10 protein-coding genes and 1 tRNA gene are annotated in these 16397 nt (G+C 46.2%); 4 read left to right on the forward strand and 7 right to left on the reverse strand.

Going from position 1 to position 16397, the window contains the following annotated elements:
* Positions 1 to 86 precede the first annotated feature (86 nt).
* Genes WC980_08510 through WC980_08520 form a run of 3 tightly spaced genes read left to right on the forward strand, consistent with a single transcriptional unit; the run spans position 87 to position 5733 of the window.
* On the forward strand, positions 87 to 1484 hold the full coding sequence (locus WC980_08510) for a TolC family protein (GenBank protein ID MFA5795086.1): 1398 nt from the start codon (positions 87 to 89) through the stop codon (positions 1482 to 1484).
* 35 nt (positions 1485 to 1519) lie between these two features.
* The gene (locus WC980_08515; GenBank protein MFA5795087.1) at positions 1520 to 2659 is read left to right on the forward strand and encodes an efflux RND transporter periplasmic adaptor subunit; all 1140 of its coding nucleotides are present in this window, start codon (positions 1520 to 1522) and stop codon (positions 2657 to 2659) included.
* Positions 2660 to 2661: 2 nt separating this feature from the next.
* On the forward strand, positions 2662 to 5733 hold the full coding sequence (locus WC980_08520; protein ID MFA5795088.1) for an efflux RND transporter permease subunit: 3072 nt from the start codon (positions 2662 to 2664) through the stop codon (positions 5731 to 5733).
* Between the two features lie 32 nt (positions 5734 to 5765).
* Here the strand turns inward: WC980_08520 and WC980_08525 are convergent, their stop codons facing one another.
* Genes WC980_08525 through WC980_08535 form a run of 3 tightly spaced genes read right to left on the reverse strand, consistent with a single transcriptional unit; the run spans position 5766 to position 11214 of the window.
* The gene (locus tag WC980_08525) at positions 5766 to 6698 is read right to left on the reverse strand and encodes an arginine deiminase family protein (protein ID MFA5795089.1); all 933 of its coding nucleotides are present in this window, start codon (positions 6696 to 6698) and stop codon (positions 5766 to 5768) included.
* Complete coding sequence (locus WC980_08530) at positions 6695 to 10900, reverse strand: acyl-CoA dehydratase activase (protein ID MFA5795090.1); 4206 nt, start codon at positions 10898 to 10900, stop codon at positions 6695 to 6697. The genes WC980_08525 and WC980_08530 overlap by 4 nt, the downstream gene beginning before the upstream one ends.
* Before the next feature lie 23 nt (positions 10901 to 10923).
* Positions 10924 to 11214, reverse strand: coding sequence for a hypothetical protein (locus tag WC980_08535; GenBank protein ID MFA5795091.1), 291 nt, complete (start codon positions 11212 to 11214; stop codon positions 10924 to 10926).
* An 84-nt stretch (positions 11215 to 11298) separates the two neighbouring features.
* Between WC980_08535 and lgt the strand changes: the two genes are divergently transcribed.
* Complete coding sequence (lgt, locus tag WC980_08540; GenBank protein ID MFA5795092.1) at positions 11299 to 12321, forward strand: prolipoprotein diacylglyceryl transferase; 1023 nt, start codon at positions 11299 to 11301, stop codon at positions 12319 to 12321.
* On the opposite strand, the gene WC980_08545 is transcribed toward lgt, so the two are convergent.
* The 4 genes from WC980_08545 to WC980_08560 form a co-directional block, all read right to left on the reverse strand.
* Positions 12313 to 13467, reverse strand: a complete 1155-nt coding sequence (locus WC980_08545) for a glycosyltransferase family 4 protein (GenBank protein MFA5795093.1) — start codon at positions 13465 to 13467, stop codon at positions 12313 to 12315. The genes lgt and WC980_08545 overlap by 9 nt on opposite strands.
* Positions 13468 to 13497: 30 nt before the next feature.
* Positions 13498 to 13572: transfer RNA gene (locus WC980_08550), tRNA-Val, on the reverse strand.
* 86 nt (positions 13573 to 13658) lie between these two features.
* The gene (locus WC980_08555; protein MFA5795094.1) at positions 13659 to 14843 is read right to left on the reverse strand and encodes a response regulator; all 1185 of its coding nucleotides are present in this window, start codon (positions 14841 to 14843) and stop codon (positions 13659 to 13661) included.
* Between the two features lie 16 nt (positions 14844 to 14859).
* Entirely contained in the window at positions 14860 to 16365 is a 1506-nt protein-coding gene (locus WC980_08560) for a GAF domain-containing sensor histidine kinase (protein ID MFA5795095.1), read from the reverse strand.
* Positions 16366 to 16397: the final 32 nt, after the last annotated feature.

Genomic DNA, 16397 nt, shown 5'->3' on the forward strand with positions numbered 1-16397 from the left:
ATGATTCGTTTAGGTTGACATCCCGGATACCGGATTGTATTTTCCTGTAACCTTTTGAACGTTCCGGACCAATATAATATATTAATATGCTGTATAACACTAAATCACTGACAATCGCCTGTCTGGCCGGCTGCCTGGCACTGGCCGGCTGCATGTCGGGCCATGACAGGGCGCGAAGCTATTATTCTCCGGCCATTTATGACGAACTCAATGCCAAGGACGCCGGGAACAAGACCGAGCCAACTCTTATGGCTGAAAGCGAGCCGCAGCGGGCTGAGGCCATCCTTAAAAAGGCCCAATGGGACCTGCGCGATTGCGTAGAACTGGCCATAAATAACGAAGAACGGCTGAAAATCCAGGGCGAGGCCTATTACCAGACCAAGTGGCTCTATTACCAGGCGCTGGCCAGCTGGCTGCCCTCGATGAGCCTGGAATCGTCCAATACTAATTATGACGCCAGCGCGACTGGTTTTACCGACAAGCAGGAATACTACTTCAAAGTCCGCCAGCCGATTTTTAACTCCGGCCGTGAAATCATCGGCCTGGCTAATTCCGAACAGCTCAGCGCGCTCAGGAAATACGAGCTGAAACAGGCTCGCGATGTTCTGATTCTGGCCGTGTCAGACGCCTTCTACCAGGTAATAGCCCTGAAAAACGAACTGTCGGTGCTTAAGACATTAAACGATTACACCCAGAACCATTTTGACATGGTCAAGGCGCGGGCCGAGGCGCAGATAGCCAGCCGCAAGGACTCACTTTTAGCCGAGGCGACGCTTTTCGACATCAAGGCCCGCCTGGCCCGAACCACCAACCTTCTGGACAATGCCCGCCTTAACCTGCAACTGCTGGTAGGCGCTACCCTGCCCGCGGAACTTCTGGACAATGTCACCGTATCCGAGGTAACCGGGAATAATCAGGAAGCAATTATCACCGCGCTGGCCAATCGAACCGACGTTAAAGTAGCCGAACAACAGATTAAGCTGGCCGAAGCCGAGGTTTGCCTGGCCAAGGGCGGTTACCTGCCCCAGATAAACCTGGACTGGACCAAGTACCTGCATACCGAAAGCTCGTCGCTGGCCGGGCTGGATTGGACGCTGTTGCTGTCAGCCTCAATACCGCTGGACAACGGCGGTAAATACGCCAAGGTTAAAGAAACAAAATCTAAACTGCGCCAAGCCGAGCTGACCAAAGATAAACTCTTAAAAAGCCTGCGCAACGATGTCGAAAAGGCCTACCGCGATTTGCAGGCAATTGAGCTGGATATCCAGGCGCGGGAAAAGGGCGTAGCCGCGGCCAAAGAAACGGCCGATATCGTCATCGAAGAATATAAAATCGGCTCGGCCACCAATGTCGAGGTGCTTTTTATCAATAACTCTTTCGAGCAAGCCCGGATGGCGCTGGATAAATCCCGGATAGACCGCAAGCTGGCCTACCTGAGATTGAAGTTCGCACTGGGGCTGCTGGCCAAGGAGTTCCAAAAATAATTTATCCAATTTATACAAGAGAGGTTAGAGGTTATATGATGAATACTAAATTTTTGAGTATTATTTCATTCTGCGCATTATGCATTCTGCTTATGGCTGGGTGCGGTAAGAAAGCGCCGCCCAAAACCAACACCGCCCAGCTGGCCAAGGTAACCGTCGGCCAACCCCGGATGGAAAAGATGGAACGAATAATAACCGCCATCGGCACGCTCGACCCGGAAGACCAGACTCAGGCGGCAGCCGAGGTATCCGGACTGGTCCAGGAAATTAAGTTCGAGGAAGGACAGGAAATAACACAGGGCGCCGTCCTGGTGGTGCTGAATCCGACTAACTTCCAGTTAAACCTCAATAATTCGCAGGCCCTGCTGGAGCGGGCCCAAGCCAACCTGATCCAAGCCGAATCGAATTATGAACGCAAGAAAAGCCTTTACGACAAGAAATTCGTGACCGAACAGGAAATCCAAGAGTTGATTACGGCGTTCAGCAAGGCCAAGTCCGAATTGACCAGCGCTGAAGCCGTCTATAAAATAGCCGAAAAATCACTGGCCGATTCGGTCATCAAAGCGCCGGTGGATAGCAACGACGGCAATTACTCCTGGGAAATCCAAAAAAAGATGGTCTCCATCGGCGAATATGTCAATCCCGGCAAGCCGATTGCCGAACTGGTCAACCGGACAACCATGAAACTGCGTTTTACCGTGCCGGAACAGGATGCCGGCTACCTGGCTCTGGATAAACCGGTTGAATTTATCGTGCCGGCCCTGCCCGGCAAGGTATTCGAAGCTAAAATCTCTTACCTCAGCCCCAAAGCCGTGGAAGGCAGCCGAGCCGTCATCGTCAAGGCGCAATTCAACAATGCCGAACGCATCCTCAGGCCGGGATATTCGGCCGATGTCAGGCTGGTAGCTGAAATCAAAGAAAAAACCCTGGTCATCCCCAGGCGCTCCCTGCGTTACGATGTCAATAACCCCTATGTGCTGGTCGTCAATAACGGCGTATTGAGCAAGAAAACGGTCACGCTGGGCGTGGAAAAAGAGGATTATGTGGAAATCGTGGTCGGAATCAACCCAACTGACCTGATCGTGATCCGCTCCAGTTCATTTTTGGATGACGGCGCAAAAGTAGAAATAGTCGAAGACGACTCAAAAAGCGCTCCGGCTAACGGGAAGAAATAATCATGTGGCTTTCTAATACTGCGATAAAAAGACCGGTTACGACCATAATGGTCATCACCGCCCTGCTTATTTTCGGAATAATCGGTTTTACCAGATTAGGCATCTCGCTCATGCCCAATGTCGAAGTACCGATGGTGACCGTATCGACTAACTGGAGAAATTCCACGCCGGAACAGATAGAAATGAACGTTACCAAGCCGATTGAGGACCGCATTGGCGAGGTTGAAGGCGTAAAACATATTTCTTCATCAAGCCAGCGCGGCGACTCGCGCATCACCATAGAATTCGAGTTATACCGGGATATCGAGGGCGCCGCCCAGGATGTCCGCGATGCGGTGGCCAGAGCAATCAGAGCCCTGCCGGACGACGCCGACGCGCCGATTATCACCAAGGTGGATATCAATGCCCAGCCTATCATGCAACTGGTGGTTTACGGCGATATACCGGTAACCGATATCCGTGAGTTCACCGAGGATACCATCAAGCCGCGTATCCAGCAAAAACCCGGCGTCGGCGCCGTGCAGGTGCGCGGAGGCCGGACCAAAGAAGTCCGCATCTGGCTCTACCGCGATAAACTGAAACAGTACGGACTGACGGTCCAGGATGTGACCCTGGCGCTGAGGGCACAGAATCTGGAAGTGCCCGGAGGCAAGGTCGAAAACCAGGTCCAGGAACTGGTAATAAATACCAAGGGCCGGATTGACCACCCCTACCACTTTAATGACGTGATTCTGGCACACCGGGACGGCACCCCAATAAAAATCCGTAATATCGGATATGCCGAAGACGGACTAAACGATATGAATTCCATCGTCCGTTTCATAGACTCATCCAAAACGGAACGTTTAAGCGTCGGCATGGCCGTCTCGCCGCAATCGGGAGCCAACCAGGTGGCCATCGCCAAGGCCATACGGCAGGAAGTGGAAAACATTAGGAAAATCCTGCCGCCCGGCGTATATATCGATATCGCTTTTGATAACTCCGTCTTCATCGAACGGGCTATCGGAGACGTGGAAAGCAATTTAATTCTCGGCGCTATCCTGGCTTCATTGGTCATCCTTTTGTTCCTCCAGAACATCGGCACGGCCATCATCAGCTCCTTGGCCATTCCGACATCCATCATATCCACCTTTGCCTTTATGCATTTCATGGGTTTTACGCTCAATACCCTGACCATGCTGGGTCTGGCCTTGGCCGTCGGCATCGTCATTGATGACGCCATCATCATCGTTGAAAATATCTATCGCCATAAAGAAGGCGGCAAGAGTATACTGGATGCGGCCAGAGACGGCGCCAGTGAAATCAGTTTTGCGGCTATGGCCGCCACCTTTGCCCTGCTGGCCGTCTTTCTGCCCGTCACTTTCATGTCTGGACTAATCGGCAGGTTCTTCTTTGAATTCGGGATGACCGTGGCATTCTCCATCCTTATTTCGCTGCTTGTCGCGTTAACCCTGACGCCGATGCTGGCTTCAAGATTCCTGCATGTCGGCATACCCCATTTCTTTATCTTCAGATGGTTCGAATCCCTGATGAAACTGTTGCATAAATTTTATGCGAGCATCATCGGCTGGACATTGAAATACAGCCTGACCACCATATCCATCGCCATGGCCCTGTTCCTGGGCAGTTTGTACCTAGTCCAGACGCTGGGTGTGGAATTTAATCCGCAGGAAGACCAGTCGCGTTTCAGGATAAGCCTAGAAACCCCGATAGATTACTCCATAGAAGCCACCGACCGGATCGCTAAAAAAGTAATCAATGCCGTCAAAAATATGCCAGAAGTTGATATTTTCGTGGCCTTTGTTGATGTCAATTCAGGCTCAATCAATATCACGCTCAAGGATAGGAGCCAACGGACCAAAACGCAATTTGAGTTGATGGCTGAAGTAAGGCGCAAGTTTTCTAAAATGCCTGACGTGCGTGTGGCCGTCTCAATCGCCGGCGGATTTTCCGGTTTCGGCGGCGGGCGCGGCGGCGATATGCAGTATATCATCCAGGGACCGGATATTAACGTTCTTGACAGTAAATCAAACGAGCTCATTGATGAATTAAAAAAAATAGACGGTATAGTGGACGTGGACCGTGATTTACGCATCGGCAAACCGGAACTGGATATCAAGATTGACCGCGAACGGGCGGCTGATATGGGTGTCTCCATCGCCGATATATCGAATGTCATCGGCTCGACTTTCGGCGGTTTGGAAGTGGGTGATTATACCGCACTGGGCCGGACTTATAAGGTTCGGGTCAAGGCTGTTGACAGCGAGCGTAAAATCGCCAGCGACGTTTCGGGCATAAGCATCCGTTCCAGAAGCGGAGAACTGGTGGAACTGGCCAGTCTGATATCCATAAAACCATCCATAGGACCCAATGCCATAAACCGGACTGACCGGGAACGCTCGGTAAACATCGTGGCTAATCTGGAAGGCGTACCCTTAGGCGAGGCCATCACCAAGCTGGAAGACATCGCAAAAAGAATCATGCCTCCGGGCTATTACGGCAGAAGGTCGGGGCAGACAGAAGTATTCGGAGAGACCCTTTATAATATAGCTTTCGCATTGGTTCTAGCGCTTATTTTCAGCTATATGATTCTGGCGGCGCAATTCGAAAACTTTATTCATCCTTTTTCTATCACGCTGTCCCTGCCGCTGGCCATTGTTGGAGCCCTCGGATTCCTATGGATGGGCGCGACCCTGACCAATCTCCGGGGCATGACCATCAATATGATGTTCTTGATCGGCGTCATATTGCTGGTCGGCCTAGCCAAGAAAAACGCCATCCTGCTGATTGATTATACTAACCAGCTTCGCCGAGGCGGATTAGACCGTGATGAGGCATTAAGGCAAGCCTGCCCGGTTCGGCTAAGACCTATTTTGATGACATCCATTGCCACCATTGCCGCCACCATACCGGTGCTTTTTGGTTTAGGCGAAGGTTCCGAGAGCAGAAGACCAATGGCCATAGCCATCTTTGGCGGAATGATTACCTCGACGCTGCTGACGCTGGTGGTGATACCCTCTGTTTATAGAGTCTTTGACATCATCATAAACAAATTCAAGAAATCAAAGGTCTGATTCCGGCGGGAAGAACAAACAATAACGATAGGCTATTTAGCCCGGTCTAGCGGGCAGGTCATGCAGTGCGGGCCACCCTTACCCTTTATCAGCTCAGAACCGGGGAAAGTCACTACCTGGCCGCCGCGCTTACGCACCTCTTTTTCCACACGGTCATTGCCTTCGTAACCGACCAGCTTGCGCGGGCCGACCTGTATGTAATTCGCCGCCCCTTTCATACCTTCCTCGTAACTGATGGCGATAATATCAAAATCATTGGCTTCCAGATAATCTATAAACCAGGTGTATCTGGGCTTCTTGTTCTTGCCGTAAACTACGCAGGGGTAATTGTTCAGATATTCCTTATTGGCAATGACCACGTCATTATCCACAGGCAGGAACAGGCCATCGATATGGACAATGCCTTCAGGCATCATGACTACGACAAGTTCATCTACTTGCTTCCCTAGTACAAACTGGCGCATCTTGGCAAAAGCAACGTCATTGGCCCGGTCGCAGAACCCGGCGGCCAGTGTCCGGTCGGTTATGAACTCCACCCCACCACCTTCGAGGATGCCGTCCGGTGCAATCTCACCCAGCACCAGAATATGTAATTTCTCCGCCACCCGCCGGACCAGCCAGGTATCCCATTTCCGGCCCTTGGCCTGCATAGACATCAAAACCAGACCTTTGCCTATCATCATTGACAGATCGCGGGTATACATCACATTGGGCCGCTTGGCGATGTATGCCTGGGCATTCTTGTCATCCTTAAGTATCTCGCCAATCAATACAGGTTCAACTTTAAAACTTCTTAATGCCTTGAGAAACTGTTCGTATTGGGACTGGAATTTGTCCAGATTGACGGCTGACTCAAATCCAAAAAACTGGGCATTAAGGTTGGTAATGGTTTTGATTTCCTCTCCCGGCCGATGCATCAGGACTTTCTTGAGCGGCGCGTAGCTGTTGTATATTTGCATCGTCATTTCATATTCTCCCGCGTCTGCGCCACGAATGCATCAAGACGCATCTCTTCACCCGGGTGTTTAGAACCGTCCACAGTCAGGGTCAGGACCGGGATATTATCGTGGTTTGATTTGAATTGTTTAAGCAATGCATCCACCACTGTGCCAGGCATACAACCGAATGGTATGACGTTAAGAATGCCGTTGTAACCGGCGTGAACATACTCAACGGCCCGGCCCATGCTCAGGATAGCCTCACCTAAAAGCGCCGGGTTGATATACGGCCGGCCGTATTCTATAACCTCATCGGTGGATGATTCAAGGTAGAAATTCTTTATCCGGCCTGAAAAGTGCTTGCGGATATTGTTGGCATATCGTTCCTGGAAAAACTGGGTCAGTTTCTGGCGTATCAGGTTGACAAATTCACCTTCGCGCTTGTAATCATCATGGCGCAGGTAGTCGATGTAATCCAGCCATTCCTCGAAGGGTGGAAGCGTCACTTCAGCACCGTAGCTTTCCAGCTGCTTAATTACATAGTTGTTGGTGAAAGGGTTGCTCCGGACGTATATTTCGCCGATTACGCCTATTTTTGGCTTGGGCCTGGAACGGTCAACCTTGATGGCACTGAACCGATCGGCCAACTCCTTGGCCAGAGTTTCTATGCTCTGCCATTTCTCTATAGAGTTTACTACTTTATCCAACGATTCCTGGTAAATTTTATTTGTTTCGCCTTTGTTAATTTCGTAGGGACGGGTCTCGCGGGCTATCTTCTGTAACAAGTCAACCAATATCATACCCTGCCAAACGGCTTTTTTAAACTTAGTCGAACCGATGGCGGCCATATCGTTATGGTAGTTGCTGGTCTGATCAAAAAGAACCAACGGCACGTCATTGAGCCCTATTTCGTCAAGCACCATCCGGTGTAGCTTGTTATACTGTCCGAACCGGCAAGGACCGTTAGCCGAAGGCATAAAAAATGCGCTCTTTCCAGGCTGAAAATCTGCGGCCCTGGTTTTCTTTATAATATCGCCAGTGGTGATGATGCTCGGGTAACACTCCTTACCGGTGGTATACTTGCGGCCAATAGTCAGGCTTTCATCATCCGAAGCCGGCAGGCCTTGGGCTTTTACGCCGCAGGCGCGCATAGCCGCGGCAATAATAAACCCATGGTCATCCATATAAGGGATGTAAATGGTCCGCCCGTTCTGCTCGGCAAACGAGGACAAGAACGGCGTAGCCGAAACCGGTTCCGGCTGGGCCATATTGGACGCACCCCTAATAGTATCCAGAAAAGCCTCGCACCGGGTAAGCATACCTACATCAGCGGTGTGTTCATCTATTTCCAGTATCAGATAAGGCTTGCCGGCCATTTCCTTGTCAAAGAACTTGAGGACGTACGAATCCGGCCCGCAACTGAAATTGGTCAGGTAGACGCCGAAAAGTCTGGGGTCGCGGGCTACCAGCCGGGCCGCGGCCAGTATCTTTTGTCCGGAGCGCCAGTACATATACGGATAATCAGCTCCGATTTCCTTGCCTAAATTAGCCAGCGGCAAAAAATCTATCGGTATCGCCTGCATGCCCAGCTGTCTGATCTTTTCCGGAAGACCAAGATTCAGCCCGGGATCATAAGCGTTATATGAACGGGTCAGTATCACCAGAGCTTTCTCATTAGGCTTAAGACCGTCGAGAATCTCCTTACCCCGCTGATCCTGCCACTGGTGGAATTTCTTCTGAGTCTCAAACGCCGTTTCCACGGCTTTGCTAATAAGAGTTTTGTTTTTTATCCCGATTTTCAACGCCATCTTCTTGAGTGTTTTGGCTATTTCATCACTACCACGGTCCATATGGAACACCGGCCTGAGCAGTTTCGCCTTGTATTTGGCGTAATCAATAGAACTGGCAGACGTATAAGGCAGTCCCTGAACGTATGGGCAGTTGTAAGAACGCTCAAAGTCACTGTTCAACGGCGCCATATTTATCTGCATAGGCAAAAAGACATAATCCACTTTACCCTTTTCCAAGAGGTCTAAGATATGGCCGTGCGCGGTTTTAATCGGGAAACACGGCTCGGCCAACACGTTTTCGGTGCCCTTCTTGATAATCGAGCGGCTGGTCTCGCTGGATAAAATCACTTCGCAACCTAAAGTCCTGAAGAAACTGCTCCAGAACGGATAGAGATCAAAGAAAACAGAGACACGCGGAATACCAACCTTAATGTTGCCTTTGGCTTCAGTATCAGGTTTACCGATACTCAGGAACATCCGTTCCCGTTCTTTAAATAATTGCGGTATCTTAAGCGATGCTCTTTTCTTCTTGGTCTCGGCATCATCGAATTTTCCGCAGCGCGAACCGTAAGCCAGTGTTTTTCCGGCTTCGCCGGATACGGACTCAAAAGCTACCTGGTGTATTTCGCAGTTATTGGCACAATCCACGCACTCAAACGAGGTGGCCTTATATTTCCGGTTCCTAAGATCAAAACCTTTAAACTTAGTAGCACTCTTAGTTTCCTCTATAGCCAGTATGGCCACACCAACCGCGCCGAGAATATCGTGGTGCGGCGGAACAATAACCTTTTTTCCCAGAACCGCTTCATAGGCCGCCTTTACTCCCCTGTTAAACGCCACACCGCCCTGAAAGAAAATATGGTTGCCTATTTTACGGTTTTCTACTACTTTGTTGAGATAATTTTCAACGATGGAATAAGAAAGCCCGCCGATGAGATTATCCTTAGCCACGCCCTGCTGTTTGTAGTAATTGAGCTGTGATTCCATAAAAACCGTACAACGTTCGCCCAGGGCGCAGGGCTGCTTGGCCGAAAGCGCATTATTGCCGAATTCCTGGTCAATTTTTACACCCAGTTTCTCGGACTGTTCCTCCAGAAACGAGCCTGTTCCGGCCGCGCAGACCTTATTCATGGTAAAATCAATTATCACGCCCTTGTTAAGACGGATGTATTTGGAATCCTGACCGCCTATTTCGATAATTGTATCAACGTTGATATCCGTGGATGATGCACCACGGGCATGGCTGGTAATTTCGTTTTTTATAACATCGGCGCCAAAGAACTCGCCAGTCAGGTAACGCCCGGAGCCGGTAGAACCGGCACCCTTGATTACGACATAATCAGCTATTTCCTGTCCGACTTCCCATAAGCCCTGACGCACGGCTTCGATTGGCTTGCCAGCGGTCATTATATATCTTCGAGCCAGAACACTTTTGTTCTTATCTATGACTACTACGTTGGTGCTGATGGAACCCACGTCGACACCGACGTAAGCATCTATTTTCTGACCAGCAGCCTTGTAATAAGTGTTCGCTTGGACATTAATGACGTAATCATCTCCTTTGAGCGGAGGTAGTTTTTTAACATCCAGCTTGCCATCTTTGATGTATTGTTCAAGCTTGGACTGGACCTGCGTCGCATCAGTCTTGGCCTTATAAGTCACTGCGACCAGAACCGCGCCGATAGATCCCATCAAAGCGAAATTACGGGGTATGACCAGATCTCCCTCGGATAGATCGAGAACATCGGTAAACGCCTTAACAATACCTTTGTTAGCCGCCACGCCACCCTGCAGGCTTATGGGCTTATCCATTCGAACGCTCTTAACAATATTACTCTTAAAGTTGCGAGCCATAGCATGACAAAGCCCAGCCATGATATCGTGCAAAGGAGTACCAACCTGTTGCAGGTGAATCATGTCAGTTTTGGCAAAAACGCTACACCGACCAGCAATACTGGGCGGACGCTGCGATTTAAGAGCCTCATCACCAAAATTCTCTATGGCTACACCCAACCGCGACGCTTGCTGGTCTAAAAACGATCCGGTACCAGCCGCGCAGATGGAATTGGTTGCAAAATCTATAATACGGGTTTTGTTTATCCGAATAAATTTTGAGTCCTCACCACCAATTTCAATAATGCTCTTGACATTCGGATAAAGAGTACCTGTAGCCGTTGCTTGCGCAGAAATTTCATTAATAAAATGCGCTCCGGTCAATACCGAGAAGGTTTTTCCTCCCGTTCCCGTTACCGCGATAAATTCCATGTCTTCGGATTTATATTGTTTAAATACCTCTTTAAGAACAGCATAAACCATTTTGAACGGTTGACCATGCGACCTGCGATAATAAGAAAGCACCAGCTCTGTCGGTTTGGCAGAATCAACTAGTACAACTTTGACCGCAACAGAACCAATATCAAGACCTAAATAATATTTCATATTTCAAATTACATATCCCGAATTCATTCTTTCATTACTTCTTTACTTAGAGGATTTCTTATAAACTTTTTCTGGCACGACAGACACAAATCGAACTTGAACACTTTATACACTTCATCATCCAACTCCTGTTGATCGCGATGTTTCAACTGTTCAATCAAATTAAGAAACTCGTTCTGTAAATCCCGGTCAAGGTCATTTCTGACTATATCCATCGGATCATAGGCAGACTTGACCTCAATGGTTACCTCATATCGAACATTATCATCCAGCAAAAGCCCTTTTCCACACATATCACAGATAAAATGATACATTGGGTTAGTATAATAAACTCTTTAAAATATTCAAGATTTTCTGTTTATCTTGACAGTCTCTTTCAAGTTTATAATCTTTTATATATGCATCAAAAATTACTGGAGATACCGTTGCTACACCTGCCCATATATTCCTACGGCTTCATGGTAGTATTAGGATTCCTGGTTGCGATACTGGTGGTCAGCCGCCGTGGCGAACGCGAAAGTATCCCCTCGGAACTAATTTTGGATATCGGACTTATCGGAATGTTGGCCGGCATCATCGGAGCCCGAATTGCCTACCTAACCATCTACCATAATAATTATAGCTGGACGATATTTAATATCTTTGACGGCAATCTTAATATTTACGGCGGAATTACCGCATGGTTTATACCGTTCTTTTTATTATTCATCAGAAAAAGAAAGCAGGTTCAATCCGGCTTAAAGGGATCATCGTTTAACCAGTTCATGAAACTTTTGGTTTATTCTTTCATCTGCGCTATTATTGGCGCTCGGCTGGTTCATCTGGGCGCACATTATTCCGAATATGACTGGGGTGTTTTTCAGATATGGCAGGGAGGCCTGGTATTCTACGGAGGGCTGATACTTTCCGTTATTTCAGGGATTGCCTATCTTAAAATAAAAAAGACCCCCGTCCTAAAAATAGCCGACCTGGTTGCACCAGGGGTAATGCTGGGAGAAGTATTCGGGCGAATGGGGTGCTTCCTTAACGGGTGCTGCTACGGAGCTCCGGCTAACTTACCATGGTCGGTATGTTTTCCTCAGCATAGCCCGGCATACGCCCATCAAGTCCAGTCTAACATTATTTCGGACGGCGCGGCCTCAAGCCTCCCAGTCCATCCGACTCAGTTATACTCCTCTGTTATCGCCCTCATTTTGTTTTTTATTCTGTCGTTTATCTGGTCGCATAAAAAACGAGATGGCATAGTCCTGGGCGCTATTGGGATTCTTTATCCACTAAGCCGGTTCATGGTGGAATTTATCAGAGGCGATAATCCCTCGATATTTTTAGGTATGACTGCATCTCAAACCATCAGTGTAGCAGTGATACTAATAAGCGTACTATTCCTTATGAAACTCAGATCAAAACAACCTCTATCTTAGAATCTTCTCGTAAATTCCCATTATCTTATCAACCTGCTTTTCAATAGAAAATTCCTGGATTGCTTTGGCTCTGGCGTTAATGCCGAATTGCATACGTTTTTCCTTATCGATGGCTAAAGCAACCAATGCATCCGCAAGATTATCGGGCCGGTCATCCACTACTAATCCATTTCGACCATCATCGATAATATCTGGTAAAATACCGCGCCGGGCCGCAATCACAGGTTTTCCGGATGACATCAATTCTAATACTGCCCGACAGGAACCGTCTGACCCGGGCACTAGGTATACCCCAAAATCCATAAGCGATATCATATCATAATAATCACTAATATGGTAACCAGACAGTATCACGTTATTTCCCAGCCCTAATTTCTTTATCGGATCAACTAAAATATCCTTATAGTAAGTCCCCCGACCAAGGATCAGCAATTTTAGTCCGGGAATTTCTTTGAGAGCCCGAGCCATAGCCCAAAGTAGAATATGAAATCTCCTGTGGCGCTGAACTCGGGCTATAATGCCAACAACAACATCATCATCTACAATACCATACCGGGCTTTCAACTCCCTATTAGGTTGCCCCATACTCATAAAAGGTGTTGTATTGATAGCCCCGCCCACCGCCCAGGTTTTATCCGGCGTTATAGTCGCTTTATATTCAGAAAAATATTTCATATCCCTTTGTCTAAGACTCTCAGAAAACGTAATATAAGCATCGGTAGAATTACTTAATAAAGATTTACTCCTTAAAGACGGGGTTAGAGGATATCCTGTGTGGTTAGTTCTAACTATTTTCGGCCGGTAGGAGATATAATTCAAAAGATTCCCGGCTAGGTGATGATCAAACGTACTGTGCGCATGAATAATGTCTATTTTATTATGCTTAAGATAATATAAAAGTCGTCGGGTATTTTGCCATAACATAATTACCTTCGCAAGTTTGTTGGGCTTGATAATAAATGGGTCAATACCTTTTCCCATGGCAACACTCGGCAATATTCTTTTTTTAGGTGCACATACAAAAGGAGCTGGTAAACAAGCAAGCCTCACATCGTGACCGTGTTTTTTTAGGCCCAGACAAAGATTAAGTATCGGCTCGGACGGGCCGGTCCATTTCCAGTCACTATAGATATGGAGTATTCTCAAGTGATTCCTATTAAAAATATTAGTACTAAATGGGCGGTAGAGGATTCGAACCTCTGACCCTCTGCGTGTAAGGCAGATGCTCTAACCGGGCTGAGCTAACCGCCCGTACCTGACAATACACAGAGTAACGCCAATTTGCAGAGTTGTCAATTAAATTTATACGCCGGGAGGAGATTATTAATTCAAGTTGATTATCTATTATCTTTAGCGAATTTCATCACCGCGTTGTAGACTTCGTCGCGAAAAACATTCCTAAATATGAATACCTGCAACTCCTGGGTTAAATCAACTTCTTTAGGTTCAAGCATAACATTCCCGAATCTATCCATAATAATTTCAATTAACGGTCGAAATGGGTTTTCAAGATTCAATCCTTTAACCTTAGCTATTTCTCCGGTATTAAGCTTAACAAAACTACCCAATGGGTACGGGCTGATACAGGTAAGCATATGCTTTATTATCACTTGGTCAAATTCCAAGCTCTTGTCTTCAGCAATACGCTTTATAGCTACCATGGGAGGCAAAGGCATCTGCCCAGCACGAATACTGGTTAGGTTCTCATATTTATCAGCTACTTTTATTATATTTTGGAATTGCGCTTTTTCCTTTGCTTCGATTTCAGTAAAGCCCAATTTCGATAAAATTAGTTCAAACTTCTCGCTGAATTCATGAGTCAGCGTAATAGCACTCAGCGCGGTAAGTGAAGATTTTGACAAGTCATACACTTGCCCAATACACATTGCAATCAAAGATGTATTAACTGAATGAAGAGCTGACGGACTGTCAATCACATATGAATTCATAAGATTATAAAGTATTTCCTTATTACCTATAAACACCTCAGTCAGTTCCAATACCGCAGATTTAAGCTCCTCATAATCTATTTTTTCATTTTTGGCAAACCTGGCAAACATACCATCCATTATCCGCACAATTTTCTTATAGCTATTAATTACTTCACCAAATCGACTATCTACAATTTGGATTCTTTTTAGGACATCCGTAACGTCTTCAGCCAGAAGCTCATAAACTACCCTCTTAAGCTCAATCATATCTATCGGCTTGTGCAGGAAACGGTTAACCCAGATCTGCAAAGCTTTTTCCACACTAACCATATCAAGATTTTTACCGCTCATCAAAATTATCGGGATATTCCGGGTTGTGTCATCTATCTTAAGCATACGACAGATTTCATATCCATCTAAAAGCGGTAAAACCACATCTAAAATAATCAAATCAGGAGCTGACGCTTTAATCAGACTAAAGGCTTCATGCCCGGTGGTTGCCGTATTGATTTTAAAACCATCGGATTCCAGTGCAGCCTTGATGAAATAATTTACTTCCTGGCTGTCGTCTACAATCAATATTTTTTTCATAGGTTAGCCTTATTTACTACGCCGCTATCGGTAAAGTAAAAATAAAAACACTGCCGTTGTCCTGTTCGCTATGAACTGATATTCGTCCCCCATGCATTTCCACAAACAACTTGCAAAGCCTAAGCCCCAACTTTATTACTCCAAATTTTCCCAGGCCATCTTCACTTAAACTAGGAATCTTTTCAAATATTTTCCCTGCCTCTTCAGAAGTCATTCCAACACCATTATCTTTGACGCTTATCTCTATGAACTGCGGGCTGATCTGCTTTGAACTAATAATAATATCCCCACCTAACTTTGTAAATTTAACCGCATTGTCTATTAAATTTAGCATTATCTGTAAAACTTTATCTGTGTCAACAAAAACAAACGGTAACGAATCAGTTAAATTATGGCTGATTGATATTTCCTTGTTATTAATAAGGGGCTCCAGCAAACCTATTGATATTTTTATCAAGTTATTAATAGACACTTTCTTTTTATCCAGAGTTATTTTACCGGATTCAATACGAGAAATATCCCAAAGATTGTTAACCAATCTGATAAGTCGACTAACCGAACTTTCCATAAAAGAAAGACCGTCCAACAAAGAAATAGCATCTCCAATCCTCTGACGACAAAGCGTTACACCTTCTTTTATAGCCATCAGGGGCGTACGCAATTCATGGGTAATCGTTACGATAAAATTATCCTTCACATGGTTAAGATTAGTAAGTTCTTCATTAGCCTTTTTAATCTGATTATATATTCTGGCCTGAGCAATGGCATCGCCAAGAATATTACCGATTATAGTTATCATATTTATCTCATCACTGGTAAATTCCCTTATATAATTAGTTGTTAAATTCATTATACCACAGAGTTCATCTCTGGATTTTAAAGGCACGCTTACCGTGGTTTTAAGCCCTTCTTTAATGGCATATGACTGGAGATCACCCGACAATGTAGATAAATCATTAATCACCTGAAGCTGAGTTTTTTTAGCAATTTCACCAGCCGTGCCTTTCCCCATTTCAACATACCCGACCTTCTTTACATATTCTTCTGAAAGGCCAAAATGACTTCCCAAGATTAACGCTCCCTTACTCTCATCAAACAAGTAAATGCCTCCAAAATTTAAACCCATAAGCTCAATTGACTTCTTCAACCCTTCATTCATAATGTTTGTTAGCTCAAATGAAGAATTAGTAATTAAAGAAATCTGGTAGAGAATGTTAAGATTCCGAGAGTTTCGTTCCAGCTCTTGGTATGATTTATTAATGCCACGAAAAGAACCACCCATCACCAGGGCAACGAATATAATTATCACAAGAAATGCCGCTAAAAGCGTAATATGCACTGCAGTATATTCCCTCTCCTCAATTGCATGTAACCAAAAAATTACGATTACTCCAATGCCAGCAATCACCGGAATAGCCATTAACCAAAATGATTTGTCCTTTATAAGATGTGTAATATTTAATAACCCCTTACCCATACCTTTATATATAACAAATAATAATTGTTTGTCAATAGTCTTCATAATATTTTCGTCGATCAAAGACAGCCTAAAAT

The organism is Candidatus Brocadiia bacterium (assembly GCA_041658285.1).
In the GTDB taxonomy this organism is placed as follows: Bacteria; Planctomycetota; MHYJ01; order JACQXL01; family JACQXL01; genus JBBAAP01.

Coding starts and splice junctions, on each gene's coding strand:
- WC980_08510 (MFA5795086.1), top strand. CDS start 87: ATGCTGTATAACACTAAATCACTGACAATCGCCTGTCTGGCCGGCTGC.
- WC980_08515 (MFA5795087.1), top strand. CDS start 1,520: ATGATGAATACTAAATTTTTGAGTATTATTTCATTCTGCGCATTATGC.
- WC980_08520 (MFA5795088.1), top strand. CDS start 2,662: ATGTGGCTTTCTAATACTGCGATAAAAAGACCGGTTACGACCATAATG.
- WC980_08525 (MFA5795089.1), bottom strand. CDS start 6,698: ATGACGATGCAAATATACAACAGCTACGCGCCGCTCAAGAAAGTCCTG.
- WC980_08530 (MFA5795090.1), bottom strand. CDS start 10,900: ATGAAATATTATTTAGGTCTTGATATTGGTTCTGTTGCGGTCAAAGTT.
- WC980_08535 (MFA5795091.1), bottom strand. CDS start 11,214: ATGTATCATTTTATCTGTGATATGTGTGGAAAAGGGCTTTTGCTGGAT.
- lgt (MFA5795092.1), top strand. CDS start 11,299: ATGCATCAAAAATTACTGGAGATACCGTTGCTACACCTGCCCATATAT.
- WC980_08555 (MFA5795094.1), bottom strand. CDS start 14,843: ATGAAAAAAATATTGATTGTAGACGACAGCCAGGAAGTAAATTATTTC.
- WC980_08560 (MFA5795095.1), bottom strand. CDS start 16,365: ATGAAGACTATTGACAAACAATTATTATTTGTTATATATAAAGGTATG.